Here is a 23296-nt window from a genome sequence, read left to right as displayed (position 1 = left end):
AGTGCCTGGCACTCAGCATAAATACCTAGCATACTATCGGCTTCTAAATCGTAAAAATCCACTTCGCTTTCCGCGGGCGATGTAAGCTGCAACCCTCGCTAACGAGTGGTTTGTTGCGTCTTACGCTGCGTGCGTTCCCACAGGAGTCTACGTGGATTTTTACTTAGGTAAGTTTAAAATACAAGGCTAGCAAGGAAATTGGATGAGTGCCTGGCACCCTGTTTCTAAAAAATTTATTGTTTTGTCCCAACATTCTTTTTTAAGCAAATAACGTTTCCCATAATAAGTAGATATTTAACGCAACTACTATTACAACGACAAACCAACCAAGAATTGTTGTGATACGGTGATTGACCAGGCTACCCATTATGTTCTTTTTACTTGTAAACATCACAAGCGGGATAAGCGCAAAAGCAATACCGAATGACAAGATTACTTGACTTAACACAAGTGCATAGGTTGCATTGACACCTGCTGCAATAATAGCCAAAGGTGGAATCATTGTAATCGCTCTACGTAAATATAAAGGGATTTTTCGCTGGATGAAGCCTTGCATAACAACGTCGCCTGCTAATGTACCAACAGAAGAGCTTGCAAGCCCTGCAATGAGTAATCCAAGTCCGAAAGACACAGCTGCCATAGGTCCAAGAGCTTCTCGTAATCCGGTATAGGCGATATCTAAATCCTCGACTACTAAGCCTTGCGTATGGAACACTGCAGCTGCAATGATTAGCATACTCATGTTAATCGCACCAGCAATAATCATTGCTATCACGATATCGATAAACTCAAAGCGGAAAATACGTCGTTTTTCGTTGTCATTACGACCAACCACACGATTTTGTGTTAAGGAAGAATGTAGATAGATTGCGTGTGGCATAACAGTAGCTCCTAATATACCCGTTGCAAGTAAGAGTGAATCGACACCGTCAAATTGTGGTGTCAGCATTCCTAATGTCACTTCGCCCCAATTTGGTTGGGCTAAAAATGTCTGGAACGCAAATGCTAGCACAACAATGAGCACCATACCCGAAATGCCCGCTTCAAAAGCTCTAAATCCTCTGCGCTGTAGCTCTAAAATTGCAAATGAGCCAATTGCAGTAATAAGTGCGGCGGGTAGCATCGGAATATCAAATAATAAATATAGACCGAGGGCAGCACCGATAAATTCAGCGAGGTCGGTTGCAATGATTACAAGTTCAGCCTGTATCCATAAAAATATAGAAGTTTTTTTAGAAAAATTTTCTCTTGCTACTTCTGGCAAGTTTTTTCCGGTAGCAATACCAAGTTTGGCTGATAAAGATTGAATCAGTACAGCCATTAAATTTGAAAAGGCAATTACCCAAAGTAGTAAATACCCATACTGCGAGCCAGCAGTAATATTTGTGGCAAAGTTGCCGGGATCTATATAGGCAACAGCTGCAATAAATGCCGGACCTAGAAAGGGTAAAATGCGTCGCCAGCCTTTTATGTCTCCATCTAAAACTGCTTGGGCTGCCGGTTTTGTAATTTGTTTATAGGCCATCTTGTTCCCTCGTTTCAAAAAGTATCGTAAATGAAATAAAGTTTCCTATGGGAAAATAATAATACTACTATTCTATAGCTAGAACTAAAAAATGTGAAGAAGTTTGCTCATAATTTTTTTAGTAAATTTTGAAAATCGCCCGTAAAACAGTAAAAATCGCCGATAAATCACGCCGAATCGCCGATAGACAGCTGATAAAAGCTTGTCTCTAAGAATAAGAAAAAATTTATGAAAAACCGGGCAATATCTTCTTTACTTTTTTTATTTACAGGCGTAATATGACATCATTATAAAAGTTTCAAATTTCTAAATCGCTGAAGCAATTAAACGCGGGGGACCCAATTTTGATGGATTGTTTAAACAATTCTTGGGGTGAATCTCTTTTTAAAGAGTAGGGCTACTCAGGTCCGAATCCGACAGCTAACCTCGTAAGCGTTAAGAGCAGAAAAGTTGGAGCTTGTCAGACGTTAGAGCGTCTACAAGTCGTATTTAGTGATGACTTGTAGACGTTTTTTTTGATGGCATTCGATACGAAAAAGCCCCAGTAGATATAAAGAGACCGATTATGCGAAAGGTGTAATCGATTTAGAAATGCGAAACACACTCTATGAATCTAGAAGGTGTTAAGGATGAAATCCTCATTCAAACGTTATGTTATCGGTAAACCATTGAAATCCGATGCATTAGGGGAACAAAAGCTTAGTAAAACAAAGGCACTGGCCATATTATCTTCTGACGCATTGTCATCAGTTGCATACGGTCCAGAGCAAATTTTAATTGTGCTCATGACTGTCAGTACGGTTGCCTTTTGGTATTCGTTACCGATTGCGGCAGGGGTAGTGGTGCTCCTTGTGGCACTAACTTTATCGTATCGACAAGTTATATTCGCATATCCACATGGTGGTGGGGCATATGTAGTGTCCCGCGAAAATTTAGGTGTGAATGCAGGTCTTGTAGCGGGTGGGTCATTACTCGTTGATTATATTTTAACTGTAGCAGTAAGTGTATCAGCAGGGACAGATGCTATTACTTCAGCATTCCCAAGTTTGCATGCTTACAACGTTCCGATTGCTGTTTTTTTTGTTATTTGTTTAACGATATTAAATTTACGAGGGGTTACTGAATCAGCGTCTATTTTAGCGTACCCTGTTTATTTATTCGTCTTTGTGATGTTAATGCTCATTGGCATGGGAGTCTATAACGTAGCAACAGGGCAAGTGCCGGCTGATTTACATCCCAAAATTGGAACGCCTGTTGCGGGCATTAGTTTGTTTTTATTATTAAAGGCATTTGCCTCAGGAAGCTCGGCATTAACTGGTGTAGAGGCAATTTCTAATGCAATTCCAAATTTCAAAAGTCCTGCACCGGTTAATGCAGCAAAAACGCTATTAGCGATGGGTAGTATTTTAGCAGTACTATTTATTGGTATTGTAAGCCTAGCTTATTTCTACGGAGTCGCTCCAAATGCACAAGCAACGGTTGTTTCGCAAATTGCCGAAGCGAGTGTGGGACGCAATGTATTTTATTATATTGTGCAAGGAACAACAGCAATGATTTTAGTGCTTGCTGCGAATACAGGCTATTCAGCTTTTCCTTTATTAGCAGTCAATTTATCGAAAGACGGCTTTATTCCAAGAATATTTCAAATCCGTGGTGATCGACTTGGCTATTCAAATGGGATAATGATGCTCGGGCTAGCAGCTATTGTGCTTATTATTTTGTTTGATGGCACAACTGAGCATTTAATTCCACTCTATGCGGTAGGTGTATTTATTCCATTTACATTAGCGCAGTCTGGTATGATGCGTAAATGGTGGCGTGAAAAGCCTAATGGCTGGGTTATGAAATTTGTTATCAATACAATAGGGGCAATCATTTCTTTTGTAGTGGCGATGATGTTTTTTGTCACAAAATTACCTCAAGTATGGCCGGTATTTATCTTTTTACCGCTTATTATTTGGATGTTTCATCGCATTAAGCATCATTACAATGCAGTCGGGGAACAACTACGACTTAATGGAGAAGCTTTACCGAAAGTAGAGGGAAATGTCTTTGTCGTACCAGTAGCGGGTATTACGAAAGTGGTGGAAAATTCACTGCATTATGCGCAATCTTTGAATGTTGATAAAATAATAGCTTTTTATGTAGCATTCGATCAAGCGGATGCAAAAGCCTTTGAAGAAAAATGGAAGGCGTGGCAACCAGATGTACGACTTGTCACTTACTATTCGCCATATCGTAGCATTACACAGCCTTTGAAAAAGTTTATCGATAAAGTGGAACACCAATATGCGAAAACGGACTATCAAGTAACAGTCGTTATTCCACAGTTTTTACCGAAGAAAGGTTGGCAGCATATGCTACACAATCAATCTAGTCTATTAATTCGAACATCGCTGTTATTTCACAAAAATGTCGTCATTATGACTGTACCTTTCCATTTATCGAAATAATGACTAGCAAGGTCGAAAATAGTCTGATATAATCAGAGCATTGATTGAAAACACGAACGTTTACGCCAAAAAAATGCGTAAATACCATTAAATTCCGAAAATTTAAACTTTTCCCGGTGGTAGATATATGCCTCTGCCGAATGAAGTAACGTATCAGCTTATTATGCATATTCATATTGAAATTATAAAAATGGATATTTATAATAAGGAAGTTCATACAGCTTAATACTATTTCACTCATATAATAGCGAGAATATGGCTCGTAAGTTTCTACCGATTTACCGTAAATGAATCGACTATGGGTAGCATTGTTTTAGAAAATTCATACTAGAGATGATGTTTTCTATTTTATTTCGACGTTTATGCGCTGAATGCCTTGCTCCACTCGTAGATGAATGGAATCAAAGTATTTAGCGCTTTTTTTATTATTATAAGAAAGAAGGAAAACAGCAATGAAGTTATTACACGACAAAATTAAACAGGAAGGTAAAGTTTTATCTTCGTCTGTATTAAAAGTTGACTCTTTTTTAAACCACCAAATTGATCCACTACTTATGAAAGAGATTGGGCATGAGTTTGCAAATCGCTTCTCTGATGACATTATTACAAAAGTATTAACAATCGAGTCTTCAGGTATTGCACCTTCTGTAATGCTAGGACTTGAAATCGGTGCACCAGTAGTTTTTGCACGTAAACGTAAATCTTTAACATTATCAGACAATCTTTATTCTTCAAAAGTACATTCTTTCACAAAAAACGAAACAAATGAAATTTCAGTATCTTGTAATTTCTTAAATAAAGATGACAATATTTTAATCGTCGACGATTTCTTAGCAAATGGTGAAGCGGTAAAAGGCTTACTTGATATTGCAGCCCAAGCAGGTGCAACTGTCGTTGGTGTCGGCATTGTCATTGAAAAAGGCTTCCAAGACGGCGGGAAATTATTACGTGAGCAAGGTGTTCGTGTAGAATCATTAGCAATTGTGGATTCTTTAGAAGATGGTAAAGTAACGTTTGCCACGGAGGATCGTGCATAATGAATGCCTTTAAGTCAACTACGCTAGCTATTCAACATTTACTTGCGATGTATGCAGGTGCTATTTTAGTACCGCTTATTATCGGTGGGGCTTTAGGTTTTGATTCAAAGCAAATGACTTATTTAGTAGCAATTGACATAATGATGTGTGGTATCGCAACATTACTTCAAGTGTATTCAGGCAAATTTATAGGTATTGGTTTACCAGTAGTTTTAGGTTGTACTTTTACAGCGGTTAGTCCAATTATTGCAATTGGGACAAACCCTGAACAAGGCATTACAGACATCTATGGTTCTATCATTGCATCAGGTTTAATTGTCATGGTAATCGCAGGCTTCTTCGGTAAGCTTGTGAAATTTTTCCCTCCAGTTGTAACAGGTTCTGTCGTATCAATTATCGGTATTTCTTTATTACCTGTTGCATTAAACAATATGGCGGGTGGACAAGGTGCAGCAGATTTCGCATCGGGTTCTAATGTTGCGCTAGCATTTATTACTTTAGTTATTATTCTAGTCGTTTATCGCTTTACAACAGGCTTTGCTCGTGCAATTTCAATTTTAATTGGATTAGTTGCAGGGACGGTGTTAGGCGCATTTATGGGCAAAGTGGATTTCACACCCGTTTCAGATGCTGGCGTATTCCACATGGTGCAGCCATTCTATTTTGGAATGCCAACATTTGATGCGACAGCAATTCTTACAATGACGCTTGTAGCAATGGTTTCTTTAGTAGAATCATCAGGTGTTTATTTTGCACTTAGCGATATTTGTAATAAAAAATTAGATTCAAAAGATTTAGCACGTGGATATCGTTCAGAAGGTCTTGCTTCTGTTATCGGAGGTATTTTCAATGCCTTCCCATACACAACATTCTCACAAAACGTAGGACTTACGCGTATGTCAGGCGTAAAAGATCGCAAAGTTATCTACCTAACAGGTGCCTTCCTTGTAGCACTTGGATTCCTACCAAAAATCGCAGCACTAACAACAATCATTCCAACACCAGTACTTGGTGCGGCAATGTTAGCGATGTTCGGTATGGTAATAACTCAAGGTATGGGCATGCTTGTACCTGTTATGAATGAATCAGCGGAAAATGCGATGATTGCAGCGATTGCAGTTGGTCTTGGTGTCGGTGTATCAGTAGTTCCAGATATTTTCGCATCATTACCACCAGGCGTAGCAATCTTAACGTCTAACGGTATCGTCTGTGGTTCGGTAACAGCGATTATCTTAAATATCTTATTTAACATGATTGGGCCAAAGCATAAAAATGACCCGATGCATGGATAAAAATTAAATATACGTTCATGAAAATTCGATGAACAAAGCGTTGTCACCTTCCTTATCTATTAACTTAGATTGAGGAGGTGGCATTTTTTTATGAGGGGGAGGGGATGTTATACGTACGTCTTTAGAGACAAGATAAGGGAAATTGAACAAGAGTCTAACTCTCGTTTAATTTCCCTTGTCTTGAAGAAATGATAGCGTACACAGTCACTCAAATCACTCATTCAGTTATCCACTCAGCTTGACATTGTTTTAAGAGCTATTTTATCAACCTGGTTGTGGTGTCGTCCAATTGGCACGACTGATGGAGAATTTGAAACTGGGTCTTCGATAACCATACACTCGAGTGCGAATATATCTTTAATTAAACCATTTGTAATAATGTCAGATGGTGTACCTTCTGCTACTAGCTTACCTTCATGTAGGGCAAAAATATAATCTGCATAACGTGCTGATAAGTTAATATCATGTAACACCATGACAATTGTCGTGCCATACTTACGATTTAAATCTGTCAGTAAATCTAAAATTTCTACTTGGTACGTAATGTCTAAATACGTTGTAGGCTCATCCAAAAATAAAATATCGGTCTGCTGCGCTAATGCCATCGCAATCCATACACGCTGTCTTTGGCCACCTGATAATTCATCAATATGGCGATCAGCAAATTCCGTAATGTTCATCATTTCCATCGCTTCTGCTACAGCCTCATAATCCTTTTTTGACCAACCTTTTAAAAAGCTATGATGAGGAAATCTACCTCTACCAACTAAATCTGCAACCGTAATTCCCTCTGGAACGATAGGTGATTGTGGTAATAAACCTAGTACTTTAGCAAGTTGCTTCGGGGGCATTTTTTGAATTGGTTGCCCATCTAACGTTACTTGTCCGGAAGTCGGCTTAATTAATCGTGCCATCGTTTTCAAAAGCGTAGATTTTCCGCAGCCGTTCGCACCAATAATAATACTAATTTTATTGCTAGGAATCGTTACACTCACATCTTGTAAAATCGTTTTATTTTCGTAACCGGCAGTAATTTGTTCAGCCCGAAATGTATGTGTCGGCTTCATATTATAAATCTCCTTTTCGATTGATACGAATTAATAAATAAATTAAATATGGTGCACCGATAATCCCTGTAATTACGCCAACAGGATATCTGGTTTCAAATGCGAACTGACCTATTAAATCTGCAGCTAATACTAAAATAACTCCAACCAAGCCAGCAGGAAGGATATTTGAAAAGCCTACGCCCACGATTTTTTTGGCAATTGGACCTGCTAGAAATGCAACAAACGCAATCGGACCGGCAGCTGCTGTAGCCAACGCAATCATTAAAACCGAGCTAAGTAAGAGCACCAATCTCGTTTTGTTCGTATCAACCCCAAGTGATGTAGCAGCTTGCTCACCGAGCTCTAATATTTCTAATCTACTAGCAAAATAAATAACAATTGGTGTACAAATACAAACTGTCATGATTAATGGATAAAGGTTCTCCATTTTTGCACCATTCAAACTGCCACTTAACCAACGCATAGCTGAAGGGAGGTCATGCGTATTACCAATGACCATTAAGTAGGAAATAAAAGCATTTAACATCGCTTGAATACCGATACCGATTAAAATTAATCGACCGATTGAGAACGAGCTACTTTTCGACAATACAAAAATAACGATAGCGGTTAAAAGTCCGCCAACTACAGATGCAATCGATACGAATGCATTACTTGCATGCAGGACAATAATGCAAAAGACAGCCGCAGCGCTAGATCCAGCTGTAATCCCAATTACGTTAGGATTAGCTAATGGATTTCGTAACATCGTTTGGAAAACGTATCCACCAACACCGAATGCAAAGCCTGAAAATAGTCCAACTATCATCCGTGGTAATCTGATTGTACCTACAGCAAAGGACGCACCTTTGACATCCTCACCTAATAGTACGCCTACAACATCCTTTACTGGATAAATTGTATTGCCAAGCATAAGCATCAAACTCATAAGTACGATAGAAATAACTGTTAGCAAGCACGTCATGAGTAGGAAACGACGTTTTCGTTTCATTCTTGAGCTATAAATAGAATTCATTGTTTCATTCATCATAATGCACGCATTTTCGCTTTCATTGTAATAAAAATTAATAGAGGAGCTCCAATGAAGGCCGTAACAATACCTACTTCAAGCTCACTCGGACTCCCTACTAGTCTTCCGCACACATCAGCAATTGTTAAAATAATAGCCCCAGCTAATGCAGAAAGCGGAATAACAAAACGTACATCTGGACCGATAATTAATCGAATTAAATGCGTCGATAACAATCCAATAAACCCGATTGGGCCAGCTAATGCCGTTGCCACACCGCATAATAAAACGCCACCAAATGAAGCAAGAAGTCGGATTGTCCCCGTTTTTACACCTAAGCCAGTCGCCACTTCATCTCCTAGTGCTAGAGCATTTAATGCAGGTGCAGAGAAGATAGCTATACAAAGACCAATTATTAAAAAAGGAATAAACAGTGTGATATTATCCCAGCTACCTGAACCTACACTGCCAACTTGCCAAAATCTAAATTGATCCATAACATTTGTACGTGGAATCATAACGGCCACTACTAATGATGATAATATTGCACTCGTAGCAGCTCCTGCTAAGACGAGCTTTATCGGTGTTGCTCCTCCACTACCAATTGAACCAACAGTAAATACAAAAATAGCGGTAATCATTGCACCCACTATTGCCAGCCAAATATATTGATTTGCAGAACTAATATTAAAAAAGGCAATCCCACAAACAACAAATAAAGATGCCCCTGTATTCACTCCTAATATACTTGGATCCGCAATAGGATTACGTGTTACAGACTGCATTAAGGCACCTGAAACACCTAAAGCAGCACCACACATAAAACAAAAAATCGTTCGAACAATTCTTTGTCGAACAACATTTGCCTCATGAGAAGCAACTTCTGAATGGAATAAACCATCCAGAAGTTGAGTCCAAGTAATCATCCGAGAACCAAATACAAGCGATGCGATTATACTAAGGCAAAGTAATATGGCAAGCAAAATCATAAGCTTGCCAAAGTTACGTGGCATCAATATATGCTTATTTTCTGAAACGGATGTATTCATCATATTATTTCAGCTTTTTCGCAACATCAGAGATTAATGATAAGTACTCGTCAATTGTATATTGAATTGATAATGGGTTTGGGTTACCTGCTGCAGCTAATGGCGTATTATCAGTTATCACTACTACTGACCCATTTTGGATTGCTGGCACTTTTCCTAAAATTGGATCAGCTTGTAATGCAGCTAATGTTTTATCGTCACCATAAGTGATAAAAATTTCAGCATCCTTTAAAGCATCTGCATTCTCAGCACTTAATTCGATATAGAAGCTAGATTTATCTGTAATTTGATCTTTAATACTTTGTGGATACTCCATACCCAATTCCTCTAAAAACTCCCCTCGAGGATCTTCTGGCGTATAAATATAAAACTTAGATAAATCTGTTGCATTGAACATAGCAAAAGCAGCTTTTTTACCTTTTAATTCTGGTTTTTCACTTGCCTTTGTAGCAATTAACTTTTCAGTATCAGCAATTAGTTGCTTACCTTCTTTTTCCATACCCATACCTTTTGAATTGTATAGGATTTGGTCACGCCATGAAATCACCCATGGAATTTCTGGGTATGCCACAACTGGCGCAATTTGACTTAAAGTATCGTATTCCTCTTGTGTAATTCCTGAATAAGCAGCTAAGATTACATCTGGATTTGAGTCAGAAATTGCCTCAAAATCTAAACCATCAGTATCTTGGTATATATTTGGATTTGTTTCTCCTAAATCTTTTAACTTTTCAGCTGTCCATGGTAGCATGCCGCTATCATCTTGTACTCCATAGTTTGCAGCTGAGAAGCCAACTGGAACAACATCAAGCGCTAATGCAACGTCATGGTTTGCCCATGCAATAGTTGCAACACGCTCTGGTTTCTTTTCGATCACAGTTTCCCCAAATGCATGCTTAATTACGATTGGATACTGTGTGTCAGTAGCCTCTGAATCCGACTTTTCCGTTGAACCTTTTGAATCTGTAGACGCAGTGTCAGATTCTTTATCAGCGCATCCCGCTAAAGCAAAAGCAAAAACAGCTATTAATAACATTGCAAATAATGAATAAAAACGCTTTGAATTCATGTTAGAATTACACTCCTATTAAAAAAATAATTGATAATGATTATCACTATCGATAGTAGTATATAACCATTACCTATATATTTCAATAGTTTATTTTTTATATTAAAAATTTCGAATACTAAGCATTTTTTTATTTGCTTGTATTATAGTAGATTTTTTTCGTCCTATTGCTCTGAAAACATAATTGGTTTGCATAATAGTTGAATGAATGAATACGTTGATTTAATACTGTGATGGGTTGTTTGAAGTGATAGTATGAAGAAGGAGAAGTGGTTCTAATTCGGAAAATGGGGGGCTTCCATGTCAGAAAAAGAACGAGAAAATTTAAAAGCAAAAGAACAGCGAAAAAACCCTGGTGGTGTGTTGAACAGTGCAGCGGCTCAAGCTCATACAGGTACACCTAGCAGCGGTTGTTTAATCAATATTGGTTCGATTGTCATTATAATAGTTATTATTTTGTTGGTAAGAGCGTGTTCAAATTAAGATGAAATTTTTAACCTCCCTATTTCTCTATACAGGGAGGTTAGTTTTTTGGATATTATACGTTTTGATGTAAAAAGGTTTTTGGTGCTTGGTGATGCCTTCTACTGTTAATTAAAGTAATACAGTAAGCCAATCGTTCAATCCCGAGTTTGATTTGGCTTTCACTCACTTGAGAAATACGTAACCGCAAAATATTTTCCCTTTTATATTCTGGTAAAAACATTCTAAAGGCATCGTCCACATAGACTTGTTGCTCGTTTAACAAATGAACGATTTGCTTGGCAGTGACATTTTTGCCCGGTAACCATTATTTTCTTATTGTATTTTTTATCCTCCCTACACTTAAACAACGAATGAGCATTTAAATATGTTTACACTTAATTTATTTTAAATAAGATATCTTGGTATATGTGTAAATGTAAAGAAACTTAATCGGGGTGTTTTGTGAAAATACTTTTATTTTTACATATAGTAAAGACCAAAACATGTTCAATTCAATTTTTTCATACTATAAGTACATGCTTAGTTTCGGAGGGGGGTTGTATGTTTTTTCTGAAGAAGGGCTTGGTCATCATTATAGGTAGTATCTGTATTTCCTTAGGCATTAATCTATTCTTAACACCCTATCAAATACTAGATGGGGGCGTTGTAGGGGTAGCGCTCATTTTGTACTATTTGTATAAACTGAAAATCGGGCTAATGATTATTATTTTAAGCATTCCGATATTCATCATTGCTTGGTTTAAATACAGATCCTATTTTTACAATAGTGTGCATGGGTTAATTGGCTCGTCTTTTATCATTGACCTTTTGAAGCCTTTAAGAAATTTGGTTCAAATCGATGCCATTTATAGCGCGATATTAGGAGGGATTTTAGTTGGTTTTGGCATTGGTTTAATGCTTCGATTTCAGACAAGCACTGGTGGGACAGATCTTGTTGCACAGTTTTTATGTGATAAAACAGGCATAAATGTAGGGGTTCTTATTTTTTTTATTGATTCAATTGTTATTGTTTTAGGAGGGCTTCTTTTGTCTTCGAATACATTAATCCTTTCGATCATTACCGTATTAGTAGTCGGTATTACTACAAGTATGATAACCAGTCATCCAAAATAAAAAATAGCTTCAGCATAAACTGAAACTATTTGTAGGGAAGCATTATTGTCAGTTATTCATTATCCGTTTTTTTGGATAGGCGGGCTTCACTTCAGCAATTAAAATAGCTAGTAAAATTAATACTGCTCCTATAACCATTCGGCTTGTTAGTACTTCATGTAAAAATATTACCGATAACACCATTCCGAAAAAGGATTCTGTTGACAGGATAATGGCTGCCTTTGTAGCAGACGTATATTGGTTTGCCACGTTTTGAAAAAGGTAAGCAATAGTAGTTGAAAAAATACCTAAATAAATGAGTGAATAGATAGCTTCTTTTTCAAGAGAAGCGGGAATATCACCTTGACTGACAACGACTAAAATACCTATAACGGAGGCCGTAATAAATTGAATAATTGTTAGAGCTATTGCATCTTCTTTTTGAACAAAAAGGTTTGTACAAAAGATATCAAAAGCAAAGGCAACAGCACAAGCTAAAGAAAGCGCATCGCCTATATTCATCGTTAAGGAGCCTTGTAATGATAAACAGCCGATTCCGACAATGGCTATGATGGAGCCGATGATTTCGTAACCATCGATACGGCGTTTATAAACAGCATAGGCAATGAGCGGAACGACAATCACATTGACAGCAGTTAAAAATGCATTTTTAGAGGGAGTTGTATATTGTAAACCAACCGTTTGGAGTGCGAAGGCAATATACAAAATCGTTCCTAATAAAACACCTTTCCAAACAACTGATTTTGTTGCTTTTTTTAATTTGTATCCAAATATTACAGTTAGTATAATCGAAGCTAATAAAAACCTTCCTGCCATTACTTGATAGGCAGTCAAATATTCTAGTGCAATGGCCGTTATAACAAATCCACTGCCCCAAACGACAGCGGTTGTCAGTAGCATGCCATCAGCTATGTATTGTTTCATCTTTCTTCCTCCTTACTCCAATAAGAATAGCATGAGAAGAAAGAAAATAATTTGACTTTGATTCTAAAATTTCAGGCGTTTTTTTGTACTTATTCCAAAGCTCTATTCAATCTGCTATTTTGCTATGTAATAAGTACAATTTAACGGCTGCAGATAAGCGTTCATAAAATACATAATCATTATCTAACGGCGCTACTAGTTGGCGTATTTTTGTCATGCGATATCGTATAGTATTTGGATGGCAAAAGTGTGCTACCGCTACTTCTTTAATATTACCTTTTTTCGAAATATAAGTGATTGCAGTGTTGATTAAATCTGCATCTGCTTTTTCATCAAGTAATGGTCCTAGATAGGCATTTACATAGTTCATAACGAAATGTGGATCTTTCCGATGTAATTCAATAAGTAGAATATCTGATCCAAGACGATTGTAGTGACAAGTGGGGGTCATATCCATTTCAGCCACTATACGGGCGAAGAAAGCTTCTCGCACAGCAAGGTGAAGCTCATTTTGTGTGACATGTACTTGACTATAACCAACAATCAGCTCGTCTGTTGATATATCATACATTGTGAGCCATTCATTAAGTAGTTTTTCAAATTGAAAATGCTGTGATTGATTGGTCACTAAAATGAAGATGCTATTTTTATATTTACAAATAACGCCTGATTTTAATAGTAGCTCTAATTGTAAAAATGGTTGCATCCATTCGGCATTTGTTAATGACTTCATCTGAAGATTCGCTACGAAAATATATTTTTCAAACGGCTTGTTCAATTGTTGTAAAAATGATGTAATTTGTTCATCAGAAACTTCTTCATTAATAAGGCGTTTCATAATAGTTTCTAAAAAGAATGCATAGTCTTGTGTTTTTGCATATGCCATTGTTTCTAAAATGATTTTTTCGAAAAATTCATCTCCACCAAATCGCAATATCGGAAAATGATGTGCGTTCGCTAAAGCGAGTACCTCCTCTGGTAGATCATTATAAATAACGGGTTTATAAGCTAAGGCACTAGCTCCTAGCTGAATAAGACTTTTCACAGCATTTAATAAATAATCAGGTTGTTGTTTTGCAAATAATAAACTGCTGAGTATTACACTATTTGGTGTGAATATCGTTTCTCGAACAGTTTCAATATCAGGTGAAAATTCAAAATCTAGAATTTCAACATTTTGGACAGGTTTATGTAAACCGTTGCTACCTGCAACTACTGTAAAATCCTTTGTAATAGGCAATTGCAAAAAGTTTTTTACGTTCATTAGGGAATCTAGCAACCTTTCCAGTAATTTATTATTAAGTATCGTACCATCATTTGAGGATAAATGAATATAGTTGTTGGTTTTTATTTGCGCAATGAATAAAAATAACCGCCCACGAATGGACGGCTACATACTATTTAAATGTTAGCAAAAAGATTAGGCTTTCGATTTTTTAATGGATTCGTTTGTTCAATCGCATAGCCTACGTTTAGGATACGGCCTTCGTTAAATGCTGGTCCAATAATTTGTAAGCCGATTGGCAAATTCCCTTTAAATCCACATGGAACAGAAAGTGCTGGTAATCCAGTTAAGTTACTTGGTCCAGTGAAGCGAATAATATTGTCAATTAAGTCGACCTTTTCGCCGTTTAGCTCTGCAAAGTTATCACCAATTGTATTCGCAACAATTGGTAATGTCGGTGAAATTAAGACATCAACTTGATTGAATATTTGCGTAAACTCTTGTTTAATTTGTCTACGTACTTGTTGAGCTTGTAAATAATCAACAGCTGAAGGTAATTCACCTAGCTCAAATAACAGACGAATATCATCACCGAAATCTTGTGGTCTCTTTTGTAAATCTGAGTGATGGATAGCAGACGCTTCAGATAGGGAAGTAACGAGCTCTGCCCATTCTGCATATTGCAAGGATGGGATTTTGACTACCTCCACCTTTGCTCCTTGGTCTACTAGATTTTGAATACTTGCGCGAACCGCACGTTCAACGTCTGAGTCAACGCGGTTAAAGAAATAATCCTCATTAACACCAATGACTAAATCTTTCACATTGCCAGAAAGCTGATTTAAATAATTATCTACGGGTACATCTACACATGTAGGGTCTCGATGATCGAAGCCTGAAATAATCTCGAGCATAGCTGCGGCGTCTTTTACCGTTTTTGTCATAGGTCCAATATGATCTAAACTCCAAGCAAGCGGGTAACAACCAAATTTACTTACACGACCATGAGTAGGTTTTAAGCCAACAATACCACACGCTGAAGAAGGGATGCGGATAGAACCTGCTGTATCTGTTCCTAATGAAGCTACACTTGCACCTGCCGCTACGGCTGCTCCTGAACCACCACTTGAGCCGCCAGGAATTTTATCAAGATCCCATGGGTTACGTACAGGTCCGTAATGAGGATTATTATTTGTAATGCCCCATGCGTATTCATGCATACTTAATTTCCCTGTGAAAATAACACCTGCATCCCGAAGCTTTTCAACAACGGTCGCATCATAATTTGAGACGAAATCTTTATGGATTTTTGAAGACATCGTCGTTATTTTATCTTTAAAGTATAAATTATCTTTTAGTGCCATCGGAATTCCATGGTACATTCCTCGGTAATCTCCATTTAAAATTTCCTGCTCTGCCAATTTGGCATTCTCGATAGCCTCTTCGTGGTAAAAGGCCATGTAAGAATTAATTTTTGGCTGGCTTTCTTCAGCAAAGTTTAAAATTTCTTTCGTCAATTCGACAGGAGAAAGTGTTTTATTTTCGATTAATGGCGCCAGTTCTTCTACAGATTTTAAATGTAAATCAGTTTTCAATGTGGTCACCTCCAGGTATATTGCGAATAGCAATATCCGCATCGTCAATTGCAATTCCTTCTAAATTGCTGCGAAGTGATTGCATACTTTCCCACCGTGTTTTTAGTAGTTCAAGGTGTTCAGATTTTGCTGTAATTCCTTTGTTCTCCAATAGTTGTTGAATAGACAAGCTCATTAACATGATCCTCCCTTGAAAAATAATTTATCTTAATAGGTTGTCCTATAAAGACCTAAGAAAAAAATCTACTAGCAAACTATAATTTTCAGAAAAGAAAGAAAAATGCTGCTACTATAATCATAAATTATCAAAAAAATTTGTCAATTAAAAAGAGGGTGCCAGTCACTCAAACAATTCAGAATTTTGACAGTGCGAAAGTGCCAGTCACTCAAACAATTTGCCCGCGGAAAGCGAAGTCCATTTTTACGATGCCTGAAAATCAACTTTGTTCTTTTTACAACAACTTCACAGCACATTTACAAAGAAAGCTTACAATAGAACTAATAACCAATTTAAGAGGTGTGAAATGGAGTCTGCTGTGAGACAAAACGTAAAAACAAACAGTTTCTTTTTATATTTAAATCATTTATATGAACAGCATCAAAACAATACTTTATATATAAAACGTTTAAAAACATTGAAAAAAATTATAGAGACAAAAGATTTACATACCTATTTTCAACCAATTCTGAACTTACAAACGAAAGAAACAATGGGATTTGAGGCGCTGAATCGTCCGACGCCTTCCAACTTATTTAGTAGTGTCGACCAATTTTATGAATTTGTAGGGCAAACAGATTGCGTGTTTTTATTTGAATGCTTTTGTCGTAACCTTTCATTGCAACGTTTCAAAGAGCGTCTTCATGGAGAAATGCTGAATAAAGATTTTATGCTCTTTCTCAATATCCATCCGAACGTATTACTAGATAAGAAATATAATAGTGGTGAGACATTACAATTATTAAAAGAACTAGGCATTAAGCCGCAGCAAGTAGTGTTTGAGTTAACAGAGCGCAGTGCTGTGTTAGATTTTGTGGAGTTTGAACGAGTATTATCACATTATCGTTCACAGGGCTATCGTATTGCGGTGGATGATATGGGTTCTGGCTACAATAGCTTAAAAACACTTATTTATTTAAAGCCCGAATTTATTAAGTTGGATCGCTCATTAATTCAATTTATCGATAAAAACAGTGAGCAACAACAGCTTGTTACCTTACTTATGACATACGCTGAGCAAGCAGAAACGAAAATTATTGCAGAAGGCATTGAACGGCAAGAGGAGCTCGATTATTTACAAGACATTGGCATCCATTATGCACAGGGATATGCAATAGGGAAGCCATCAAAAGACATACATTTTGGGGAAATAAGGGTGGATGACTATGCAGATAGGGGAAGTCATAGAAAACGTTCTTAGTATTGATGAATTTGTAAAAAACAAAGAAGTAGATCTACTTTTTACGAGCAATCCATCATTGCGCAGTGTTGTTGTTGTAAGAGATGGCAAACCAATTGGACATATTACACGCACACATTTCTATCAAAAAATTGGTACACGTTATGGTTATAATTTATTTATGGGTCGGCAAAATCAACTTATTATGAAAGAAAATCCGTTAATTGTAGATTGTAGTACACCTATTATTGAAGTGAGTACAGAGGCGATGGACCGACGAGCAGAAGACCTATATGATGATGTCATTGTTATTCAAAAAGGTTTATATTTGGGTGTTGTTAGTATTAGAGAACTACTGTTAAAGCTGGTAGAGACACAAGTAGCTATTGCAAGCTTTTTAAATCCTCTTACAAGCTTACCTGGCAATAAATTAATTGAAGAAAAACTAGAAAAGGCACTACAGCTTGAAAAATATAGCCTAATTTATTTTGATTTGGATCATTTTAAAACTTATAATGACACCTATGGTTTTAATAGAGGAGATAAGATTTTGCTCTATTTAACAGATATCCTTAATAGAAACATTACAGGAATAGAAGATTTTTTAGGACATATAGGTGGCGATGATTTTGTTGCAATTCTCCCACATTATGAAGTAGCAAGCATTTGCCAAACGATTATTGAAGAGTTTGATGCCCAAATAATTGACTTTTATGAGCTTGAAGATTTGTTGCAATTACAAGTCCCGAACAGAGTTGGGAAATTAGAGCGTTTTACATGTACATCGTTGTCCATTGCTATTATTACAAATGAGTATCAGCAATTTATTTCAGTTGATCAATTGTCAGATGCAGTAACACGTTTAAAAAAAGAATGTAAAAAAATATATGGAAGCTGTTATTTAATGAATGATAAAAAAACCTACCTCGTTCACTAAACGAAGTAGGTTTTTATTATGAGGTACTATTTTAATAGAAATCTTAATAAGCGCTCCAACCAGCATCAGCAGCTAAAGCCACACCATTAATAAGAGCAGAATCTTCAGAAGCTAAAAATAGAGCAATATTTGCAATGTCTGAAACCTGACCTGCTTTAGGCATAAGTTGAACGCCACGCACAGATTGTTGCATACCAAATGGGTCTACATTAGTCATCGTTGCTGCAAAACCTGTTTCTACATGTGCTGGTGCAATCGCGTTGCAACGGATGTTTTGTGATCCGTAGTGAGAAGCAATATTTTTTGTCATACCAACAACTGCATGTTTAGCAGTTGTATATGCTAGTCCACCGCGACCGCCCGTTAATCCAGCGATAGAAGCCATATTAACAATCGTTCCTCCACCATTTTCAATAAAAGTTGGTAATACATGTCGAATTGCACGCATTACACCGCTCACATTAATATCCATGACACGTTGCCATACAGCATCTTCAACATTTGCTGCTGCCTGCATATTGTCACCAACTCCAGCGTTATTGACTAAAATATCTATACGACCAAAATGAGCTACGGTATTAGTAATCATTTTTTGGATATCCTCTTCTATAGCAACATTTACTTTGACACCAAATGCCTCAAACCCAGCATGATTAAATTCCGTAACGGTTGCATTTAATGCATCCTCATTGAAGTCAGCAATAACAACCTTTGCACCTTCTTGTGCATATTTACGCGCTATTTCTTTACCGATTCCTGCTCCACTACCTGTAATAATCGCCACTTTACCTTGTAATTTTCCCATGAATATTATCCTCCCGGAAATCAGTTTACTTTTAAACTAATTTGATTGTATTCCTTTTCAGCCGTTTAATCAAAATAAATAAACCGCTTACATTTATAAAATTATTAATCTTAATAAAACATACTTGAATAATAGGGATTATAGGTATATAATTCGGTTTACATTATTATAAAACATCTTAGGAGGCCTTCTATTGTCAACTTTACAAGTTATTCTTAACGTAGCGCTGTTACTTGTGTGCGTTGGGATTTTAGTTATTATGAACAAAAAACACGTGAAATTTTCAAATCGTGTTTTTGCTGGTCTAGGTTTAGGTATTGCACTTGGTCTAGGACTTCAATTATTTTATGGTATTGATTCGGAAGTTTTAGCCGAAACAACGCCATGGTACAACATCATCGGTACGGGTTATGTAAAACTGCTACAAATGGTGGCAATGCCATTAGTGTTTATTTCTATTTTGATTGCCTTTACGAAAATGACAATCGGCAAAAACTTTGGGAAAATGGCTGCATTAATTTTAGCAATTTTAATTGGTACTACAGCTGTATCTGCAGCAGTAGGGATTCTTTCGGCAACAATATTTGATTTAGATGCTACTCAAATTATGCAAGGGGATGCTGAAACAGAGCGTGGAGCATACCTAGAAGAAAAAACAACGGGAATGGCTGCACCAGATTTACCAACACAAATTATTGAATTATTCCCAGCGAATCCATTCCTTGATTTAACGGGTGCTCGTTCTACATCTACAATTGCAGTTGTAATATTCGCAGCATTTTTAGGTTTTGCCTATTTACGTGTCGCGCGCAAAGATGGAGAGATGGCAGCTACCATTAAAAAAGGTATAGATGCTATACACGCGTTAATAATGGGTGTTGTTACAATTGTTTTACGTTTAACACCTTATGGTATTTTAGCAATTATGGCACGTACAGTAGCAACATCGGATTTTGGGGCAATTTACAACTTAGGTAAATTTGTTATTGCTTCTTATGTTGCATTAATTATTATGTTCCTTGTTCATTTACTAATTCTTTCATTAAGTGGTTTAAATCCATTTACGTACTTAAAAAAATCGCTTGAAACATTATTATTTGCCTTCACTTCACGTTCAAGTGCGGGAACTTTACCGATGAATATTAAAACGCAAACAGGTAGACTTGGTGTGCCAGAAGGTATAGCGAACTTCGCAGGCTCATTCGGTTTATCGATTGGTCAAAATGGCTGTGCGGGTGTTTATCCAGCAATGTTAGCTATAATGATTGCACCAACTGTTGGCATTAATCCACTAGATCCTGTTTTCATCATTACTGTAATTGCAGTAGTAGCGATTAGCTCGTTCGGTGTAGCAGGTGTTGGTGGTGGTGCGACATTTGCAGCGATTCTTGTGCTATCAGCGCTTCACTTACCCGTTGCACTTGCAGGTATTTTAATTTCAGTTGAGCCATTAATCGATATGGGTCGTACTGCACTAAATGTAAGTGGTTCAATGACGGCAGGTGTCACTACTGCGCGAGTAACGAAAGAATTAGATACAGAAGTGTATAATAATAAAGCAGTTAGTGCACAAGTTGCTGATTTATAGTTTTTTATAAGTGGAAAAAGTATGCTAAGTTGATTCTTAGCATACTTTTTTTTGTAGAATTAAATTGCAAGGAAAGTAGGGAGGGGCTTAAGCAATTTCTATAATGCGAACCGTCTAAAGATATTTGTGGTTTTCTAAAGCGTAAAAATCCACTGCGCTGTCCGCGGGCAAGTTGTAAGACGCAACCGTCGCTGTTGCGCAGTCTGATTCGTCTTATGTTACGTGCGTTCTCGAAGGAGTCTTCGTGGATTTTTACTTAGTTATGACCTAGCTGTGCTATAAGATTCTAAATTGTTTGAGTGACTGGCACTATAGTATAGACACCTAACAGAATATCGGCTTCTCAAAGCGTAAAAATACATAAAATTGTGTGAGTGACTGGCACTTGTAAGGCGCTAGGTGCGTTTCTGTGGCATTCTCCATACGCACCCGATAAAAAGTATCATTATTGCCTTATAAAGCGTCCCTGGGCTTGAAATTAACAGCTAGGTAAGAAAAGAGAGTACGGGAACGTTATTACGTTCTCGTACTCTCTATTTTTTCAAAACACCTTAATAAGTATTTTTTATATTTTCGGTGCTCTTAGCTGTATCATTAATGTATTTTGCGATGCTATGGTTATCAGCTGTGATGTTTTCAATCGATGCATTCATTTGTTGTAATGTTGCAGTTGCTTCCTCGATAATCGCAGCAAAATCATTTGTCGACGTGTCGACATTTTGGCTGTTAACAGCTACCTCGTTTGATAAATGCTCAAATTCATTAAATTTAGTTTTTAATGAATGTAAAATTTCACTTAATTGTATAAAGTTTGTGTTTACTAGCTTTGTAGACTCTACACTTTGATGTAATGTATCACTACTTTTATTCATGTTTATTTGAGCTAATTTATTCGTTGTATTGACATCAGTTAAATTCTCTGTGATTTTGACAGTAATATTATTCGTTAAATCTGCTAAATTTCTTATTTCTTGGGCTACAACAGAGAATCCTTTTCCAGCATCCCCGGCCCGAGCCGCCTCGATAGAAGCATTCAAGGCTAATAAATTTGTTTGTTCAGTTATTTGTTGAATATCATTGGCAAACTGATTTGTTTCTTCTATTTTCCCAGTTAAAGTTTTGAAGTTATCACTTAAGTTCGAAATAACATCTTGAAGACTATTCATTTCAGTTGTAAGATGATTGATTTTATTTTGGCCTTCATCTGCTAGGGTGCTAGATTGAACAGAGTCATCTATTAAACGGGCAGTTATTTCATTCATTGAATGGATTGCCGTTAAGTTATTTTGTGCACTGTCTGCTATTTTAGAAATTTGTTCACTTTGTATCATACTACCTGTTGAAACTTCATTCATAGCTATTTGAATTTCTTCTTGCGATCTTAAATTTAACTGAACTTTATCGTTAATTTTACTAATACTTTCAGCAATCACGCCAATTTCACGTTCCAAATGAATTTTATGTTCTTCTTTTGTTTTAGCATCAGCTTCTGCAATTTCACTGTACTCTTGTAGTTTTTTAAACTGGTTTTGATTCATACGAATTAATATTGTTAACAAGAAACCAGTGAAGAGATAAATGATAACAAATGAACTTATATTTCCAGAATAATACTCAAAGGAAGGAGAAGGGAAAAGATAAACTAAAATAAGCGTTACTAACCCTAAAATATACCCAATACCAAAGATTTTGTTATTAAATTGAACAGCAGAAAATACAGCAAAGAAAAATATAGAAAGAGCAGTGGATAGGTCCCCACCATAAATCATTACTAAACATATGTTAAAGATATTCATAATGATAACTATTAAATACGGGAAAGCAATTTCTTTCTTATAACGGTTACTAACTATGTATATCAAAGGATAAAAAATGATTTGCACGCTATAAAAAAGGATAATCCAAAAATCAGGTTTTAAAGATATTGAGCCTACTAAACCTAGAATCGTGGAAGCTAAATAAGTGAAAAGCATTAGTTTATTTTTATTTTTCAAGTCCATTAACTTTAATTGCTCAATCATGTTGCACTAAAGACCTCCTATAAATTTATTATTTTAAAATAGTTATTAATCACTAATAAAGGAAATGATTTCCCGTTAAACTAATGATTAAGATTGATTATATTAATTTTAGTAGGAAGTAGTAAAGACTTATTTTTGAATTTCGCTGATGTTAGTTAGAACTACCTAGTAAAAAATAGCAAAAAAAAGGGCGGAAAATAAAACCTAAAAAATTCAAAAAAAGGTTTTGTCAAGTGTTTTTTAATTAATAAATAAATATTCTGTGAAATTAATTAATTTAATATTAAACAGTTTAGTGTTAAAATAAATTGCAGGTCACAAAAGTTTCACAATTATTGGAGGTGTTTATGTGGGGAGAAAGCAAGATAAAGTCTAATGTAGCGCGGTTTTAAAGGTTAAATGATCGACTGCGAAATTGCTTGCAGAAATGTCAAAAGTAAGCTACCGCAGATCTAAATAAAAAGAGTGTAGGAGCATTTTGAGATAGTCAGTGCGCAAGGATTCCACTTCATTTAATCAATTTAAAGGAAGCCGTAAATTCTTTTTATAAAGTAGATCTTACTTAAATGTTGTGCATATAGCTTAGTCTAATGGTACAAGTTAAGTAATGTAAATATACAACAAATTATCTATCGTATCATTGCATAAACGCCAAATTATAACCGAAAGGCGAAATTTGTAGTTTTATGTAAAATAAAGTC

General features: G+C 36.4%; 19 protein-coding genes and 2 riboswitches. Of the genes, 8 read left to right on the top strand and 11 right to left on the bottom strand.

Annotated elements, in window-relative coordinates; translation table 11 throughout:
* Positions 1–259 precede the first annotated feature (259 nt).
* Positions 260–1525: an Nramp family divalent metal transporter gene (locus ACIQXJ_RS18830; RefSeq protein WP_403055608.1), complete on the bottom strand. Its 1266-nt coding sequence runs from the start codon at positions 1523–1525 to the stop codon at positions 260–262.
* 302 nt (positions 1526–1827) lie between these two features.
* Positions 1828–1974: riboswitch (cyclic di-AMP (ydaO/yuaA leader) on the top strand.
* 180 nt (positions 1975–2154) lie between these two features.
* Here ACIQXJ_RS18830 and ACIQXJ_RS18825 point away from each other — a divergent pair.
* The 3 genes from ACIQXJ_RS18825 to ACIQXJ_RS18815 all read left to right on the top strand — a co-directional run bounded on the left by ACIQXJ_RS18825 (position 2155) and on the right by ACIQXJ_RS18815 (position 6307).
* Complete coding sequence (locus tag ACIQXJ_RS18825) at positions 2155–3978, top strand: APC family permease (protein ID WP_403055610.1); 1824 nt, start codon at positions 2155–2157, stop codon at positions 3976–3978.
* 217 nt (positions 3979–4195) lie between these two features.
* Positions 4196–4297: riboswitch (purine riboswitch) on the top strand.
* Positions 4298–4430: 133 nt separating this feature from the next.
* Positions 4431–5015, top strand: a complete 585-nt coding sequence (locus ACIQXJ_RS18820; RefSeq protein WP_340821307.1) for a xanthine phosphoribosyltransferase — start codon at positions 4431–4433, stop codon at positions 5013–5015.
* Positions 5015–6307 (top strand): nucleobase:cation symporter-2 family protein, encoded by a 1293-nt coding sequence (locus tag ACIQXJ_RS18815; protein ID WP_401011226.1) that lies wholly within the window; start codon positions 5015–5017, stop codon positions 6305–6307. The genes ACIQXJ_RS18820 and ACIQXJ_RS18815 overlap by 1 nt, the downstream gene beginning before the upstream one ends.
* Before the next feature lie 233 nt (positions 6308–6540).
* Here ACIQXJ_RS18815 and ACIQXJ_RS18810 read toward each other — a convergent pair whose 3' ends face one another.
* The 4 genes from ACIQXJ_RS18810 to ACIQXJ_RS18795 are packed head-to-tail and all read right to left on the bottom strand — an operon-like array spanning position 6541 to position 10504.
* Positions 6541–7374, bottom strand: a complete 834-nt coding sequence (locus ACIQXJ_RS18810) for an ABC transporter ATP-binding protein (RefSeq protein WP_403055612.1) — start codon at positions 7372–7374, stop codon at positions 6541–6543.
* A gap of 1 nt (position 7375) precedes the next feature.
* A complete protein-coding gene (locus tag ACIQXJ_RS18805) occupies positions 7376–8407 on the bottom strand; it encodes a FecCD family ABC transporter permease (RefSeq protein WP_403055614.1) in 1032 nt (343 codons plus the stop codon).
* Complete coding sequence (locus ACIQXJ_RS18800; protein WP_403055616.1) at positions 8404–9438, bottom strand: FecCD family ABC transporter permease; 1035 nt, start codon at positions 9436–9438, stop codon at positions 8404–8406. Before ACIQXJ_RS18800 ends, ACIQXJ_RS18805 begins: the two co-directional genes overlap by 4 nt.
* Before the next feature lies 1 nt (position 9439).
* A complete protein-coding gene (locus ACIQXJ_RS18795) occupies positions 9440–10504 on the bottom strand; it encodes an iron-siderophore ABC transporter substrate-binding protein (RefSeq protein WP_403055618.1) in 1065 nt (354 codons plus the stop codon).
* Between the two features lie 300 nt (positions 10505–10804).
* On the opposite strand from ACIQXJ_RS18795, the gene ACIQXJ_RS18790 reads away from it, so the two are divergent.
* Both ACIQXJ_RS18790 and ACIQXJ_RS18785 read left to right on the top strand, forming a co-directional pair.
* Positions 10805–10987: a DUF6366 family protein gene (locus ACIQXJ_RS18790; protein ID WP_403055620.1), complete on the top strand. Its 183-nt coding sequence runs from the start codon at positions 10805–10807 to the stop codon at positions 10985–10987.
* 543 nt (positions 10988–11530) lie between these two features.
* Positions 11531–12103: a YitT family protein gene (locus ACIQXJ_RS18785; protein ID WP_403055622.1), complete on the top strand. Its 573-nt coding sequence runs from the start codon at positions 11531–11533 to the stop codon at positions 12101–12103.
* Between the two features lie 48 nt (positions 12104–12151).
* Here the strand turns inward: ACIQXJ_RS18785 and ACIQXJ_RS18780 are convergent, their stop codons facing one another.
* From ACIQXJ_RS18780 to ACIQXJ_RS18765, 4 genes are all read right to left on the bottom strand, one after another.
* Positions 12152–13027 (bottom strand): DMT family transporter, encoded by an 876-nt coding sequence (locus ACIQXJ_RS18780; RefSeq protein WP_403055624.1) that lies wholly within the window; start codon positions 13025–13027, stop codon positions 12152–12154.
* Positions 13028–13133: 106 nt separating this feature from the next.
* On the bottom strand, positions 13134–14291 hold the full coding sequence (locus ACIQXJ_RS18775; protein WP_403055626.1) for a PucR family transcriptional regulator: 1158 nt from the start codon (positions 14289–14291) through the stop codon (positions 13134–13136).
* Between the two features lie 137 nt (positions 14292–14428).
* On the bottom strand, positions 14429–15847 hold the full coding sequence (locus tag ACIQXJ_RS18770; protein ID WP_403055628.1) for an amidase: 1419 nt from the start codon (positions 15845–15847) through the stop codon (positions 14429–14431).
* Positions 15837–16022 carry a hypothetical protein gene (locus tag ACIQXJ_RS18765; RefSeq protein ID WP_139860532.1) on the bottom strand — a complete coding sequence of 62 codons (186 nt, stop codon included), beginning with the start codon at positions 16020–16022 and terminating at the stop codon, positions 15837–15839. Before ACIQXJ_RS18765 ends, ACIQXJ_RS18770 begins: the two co-directional genes overlap by 11 nt.
* A gap of 349 nt (positions 16023–16371) precedes the next feature.
* Here ACIQXJ_RS18765 and ACIQXJ_RS18760 point away from each other — a divergent pair, with 349 nt between their 5' ends.
* Positions 16372–17265, top strand: a complete 894-nt coding sequence (locus ACIQXJ_RS18760) for an EAL domain-containing protein (RefSeq protein WP_403055630.1) — start codon at positions 16372–16374, stop codon at positions 17263–17265.
* The gene (locus ACIQXJ_RS18755; protein WP_403055632.1) at positions 17231–18181 is read left to right on the top strand and encodes a GGDEF domain-containing protein; all 951 of its coding nucleotides are present in this window, start codon (positions 17231–17233) and stop codon (positions 18179–18181) included. Before ACIQXJ_RS18760 ends, ACIQXJ_RS18755 begins: the two co-directional genes overlap by 35 nt.
* A gap of 43 nt (positions 18182–18224) precedes the next feature.
* On the opposite strand, the gene ACIQXJ_RS18750 is transcribed toward ACIQXJ_RS18755, so the two are convergent.
* Positions 18225–18986 (bottom strand): glucose 1-dehydrogenase, encoded by a 762-nt coding sequence (locus ACIQXJ_RS18750; protein ID WP_403055634.1) that lies wholly within the window; start codon positions 18984–18986, stop codon positions 18225–18227.
* A gap of 193 nt (positions 18987–19179) precedes the next feature.
* On the opposite strand from ACIQXJ_RS18750, the gene ACIQXJ_RS18745 reads away from it, so the two are divergent.
* Positions 19180–20574, top strand: a complete 1395-nt coding sequence (locus ACIQXJ_RS18745; protein WP_403055636.1) for an L-cystine transporter — start codon at positions 19180–19182, stop codon at positions 20572–20574.
* Between the two features lie 551 nt (positions 20575–21125).
* Here ACIQXJ_RS18745 and ACIQXJ_RS18740 read toward each other — a convergent pair.
* The gene (locus ACIQXJ_RS18740) at positions 21126–22595 is read right to left on the bottom strand and encodes a methyl-accepting chemotaxis protein (protein ID WP_403055638.1); all 1470 of its coding nucleotides are present in this window, start codon (positions 22593–22595) and stop codon (positions 21126–21128) included.
* Positions 22596–23296: the final 701 nt, after the last annotated feature.

The organism is Lysinibacillus sp. NPDC097868 (assembly GCF_044761135.1).
Classification (GTDB): domain Bacteria; phylum Bacillota; class Bacilli; order Bacillales_A; family Planococcaceae; genus Lysinibacillus.
The sequence above is the reverse complement of the archived record's forward strand: the minus strand, read 5'-3'. Positions and strand labels throughout refer to the sequence as shown.

What these genes read in the sequence shown, in the direction of transcription:
- ACIQXJ_RS18810 (WP_403055612.1), bottom strand. Translation starts at nt 7,374, where the DNA reads ATGAAGCCGACACATACATTTCGGGCTGAACAAATTACTGCCGGTTAC.
- ACIQXJ_RS18765 (WP_139860532.1), bottom strand. Translation starts at nt 16,022, where the DNA reads ATGAGCTTGTCTATTCAACAACTATTGGAGAACAAAGGAATTACAGCA.
- ACIQXJ_RS18755 (WP_403055632.1), top strand. Translation starts at nt 17,231, where the DNA reads ATGCAGATAGGGGAAGTCATAGAAAACGTTCTTAGTATTGATGAATTT.
- ACIQXJ_RS18750 (WP_403055634.1), bottom strand. Translation starts at nt 18,986, where the DNA reads ATGGGAAAATTACAAGGTAAAGTGGCGATTATTACAGGTAGTGGAGCA.
- ACIQXJ_RS18760 (WP_403055630.1), top strand. Translation starts at nt 16,372, where the DNA reads ATGGAGTCTGCTGTGAGACAAAACGTAAAAACAAACAGTTTCTTTTTA.
- ACIQXJ_RS18825 (WP_403055610.1), top strand. Translation starts at nt 2,155, where the DNA reads ATGAAATCCTCATTCAAACGTTATGTTATCGGTAAACCATTGAAATCC.
- ACIQXJ_RS18780 (WP_403055624.1), bottom strand. Translation starts at nt 13,027, where the DNA reads ATGAAACAATACATAGCTGATGGCATGCTACTGACAACCGCTGTCGTT.
- ACIQXJ_RS18775 (WP_403055626.1), bottom strand. Translation starts at nt 14,291, where the DNA reads ATGAACGTAAAAAACTTTTTGCAATTGCCTATTACAAAGGATTTTACA.
- ACIQXJ_RS18785 (WP_403055622.1), top strand. Translation starts at nt 11,531, where the DNA reads ATGTTTTTTCTGAAGAAGGGCTTGGTCATCATTATAGGTAGTATCTGT.
- ACIQXJ_RS18815 (WP_401011226.1), top strand. Translation starts at nt 5,015, where the DNA reads ATGAATGCCTTTAAGTCAACTACGCTAGCTATTCAACATTTACTTGCG.
- ACIQXJ_RS18800 (WP_403055616.1), bottom strand. Translation starts at nt 9,438, where the DNA reads ATGATGAATACATCCGTTTCAGAAAATAAGCATATATTGATGCCACGT.
- ACIQXJ_RS18740 (WP_403055638.1), bottom strand. Translation starts at nt 22,595, where the DNA reads ATGATTGAGCAATTAAAGTTAATGGACTTGAAAAATAAAAATAAACTA.
- ACIQXJ_RS18795 (WP_403055618.1), bottom strand. Translation starts at nt 10,504, where the DNA reads ATGAATTCAAAGCGTTTTTATTCATTATTTGCAATGTTATTAATAGCT.
- ACIQXJ_RS18790 (WP_403055620.1), top strand. Translation starts at nt 10,805, where the DNA reads ATGTCAGAAAAAGAACGAGAAAATTTAAAAGCAAAAGAACAGCGAAAA.
- ACIQXJ_RS18830 (WP_403055608.1), bottom strand. Translation starts at nt 1,525, where the DNA reads ATGGCCTATAAACAAATTACAAAACCGGCAGCCCAAGCAGTTTTAGAT.
- ACIQXJ_RS18805 (WP_403055614.1), bottom strand. Translation starts at nt 8,407, where the DNA reads ATGATGAATGAAACAATGAATTCTATTTATAGCTCAAGAATGAAACGA.
- ACIQXJ_RS18820 (WP_340821307.1), top strand. Translation starts at nt 4,431, where the DNA reads ATGAAGTTATTACACGACAAAATTAAACAGGAAGGTAAAGTTTTATCT.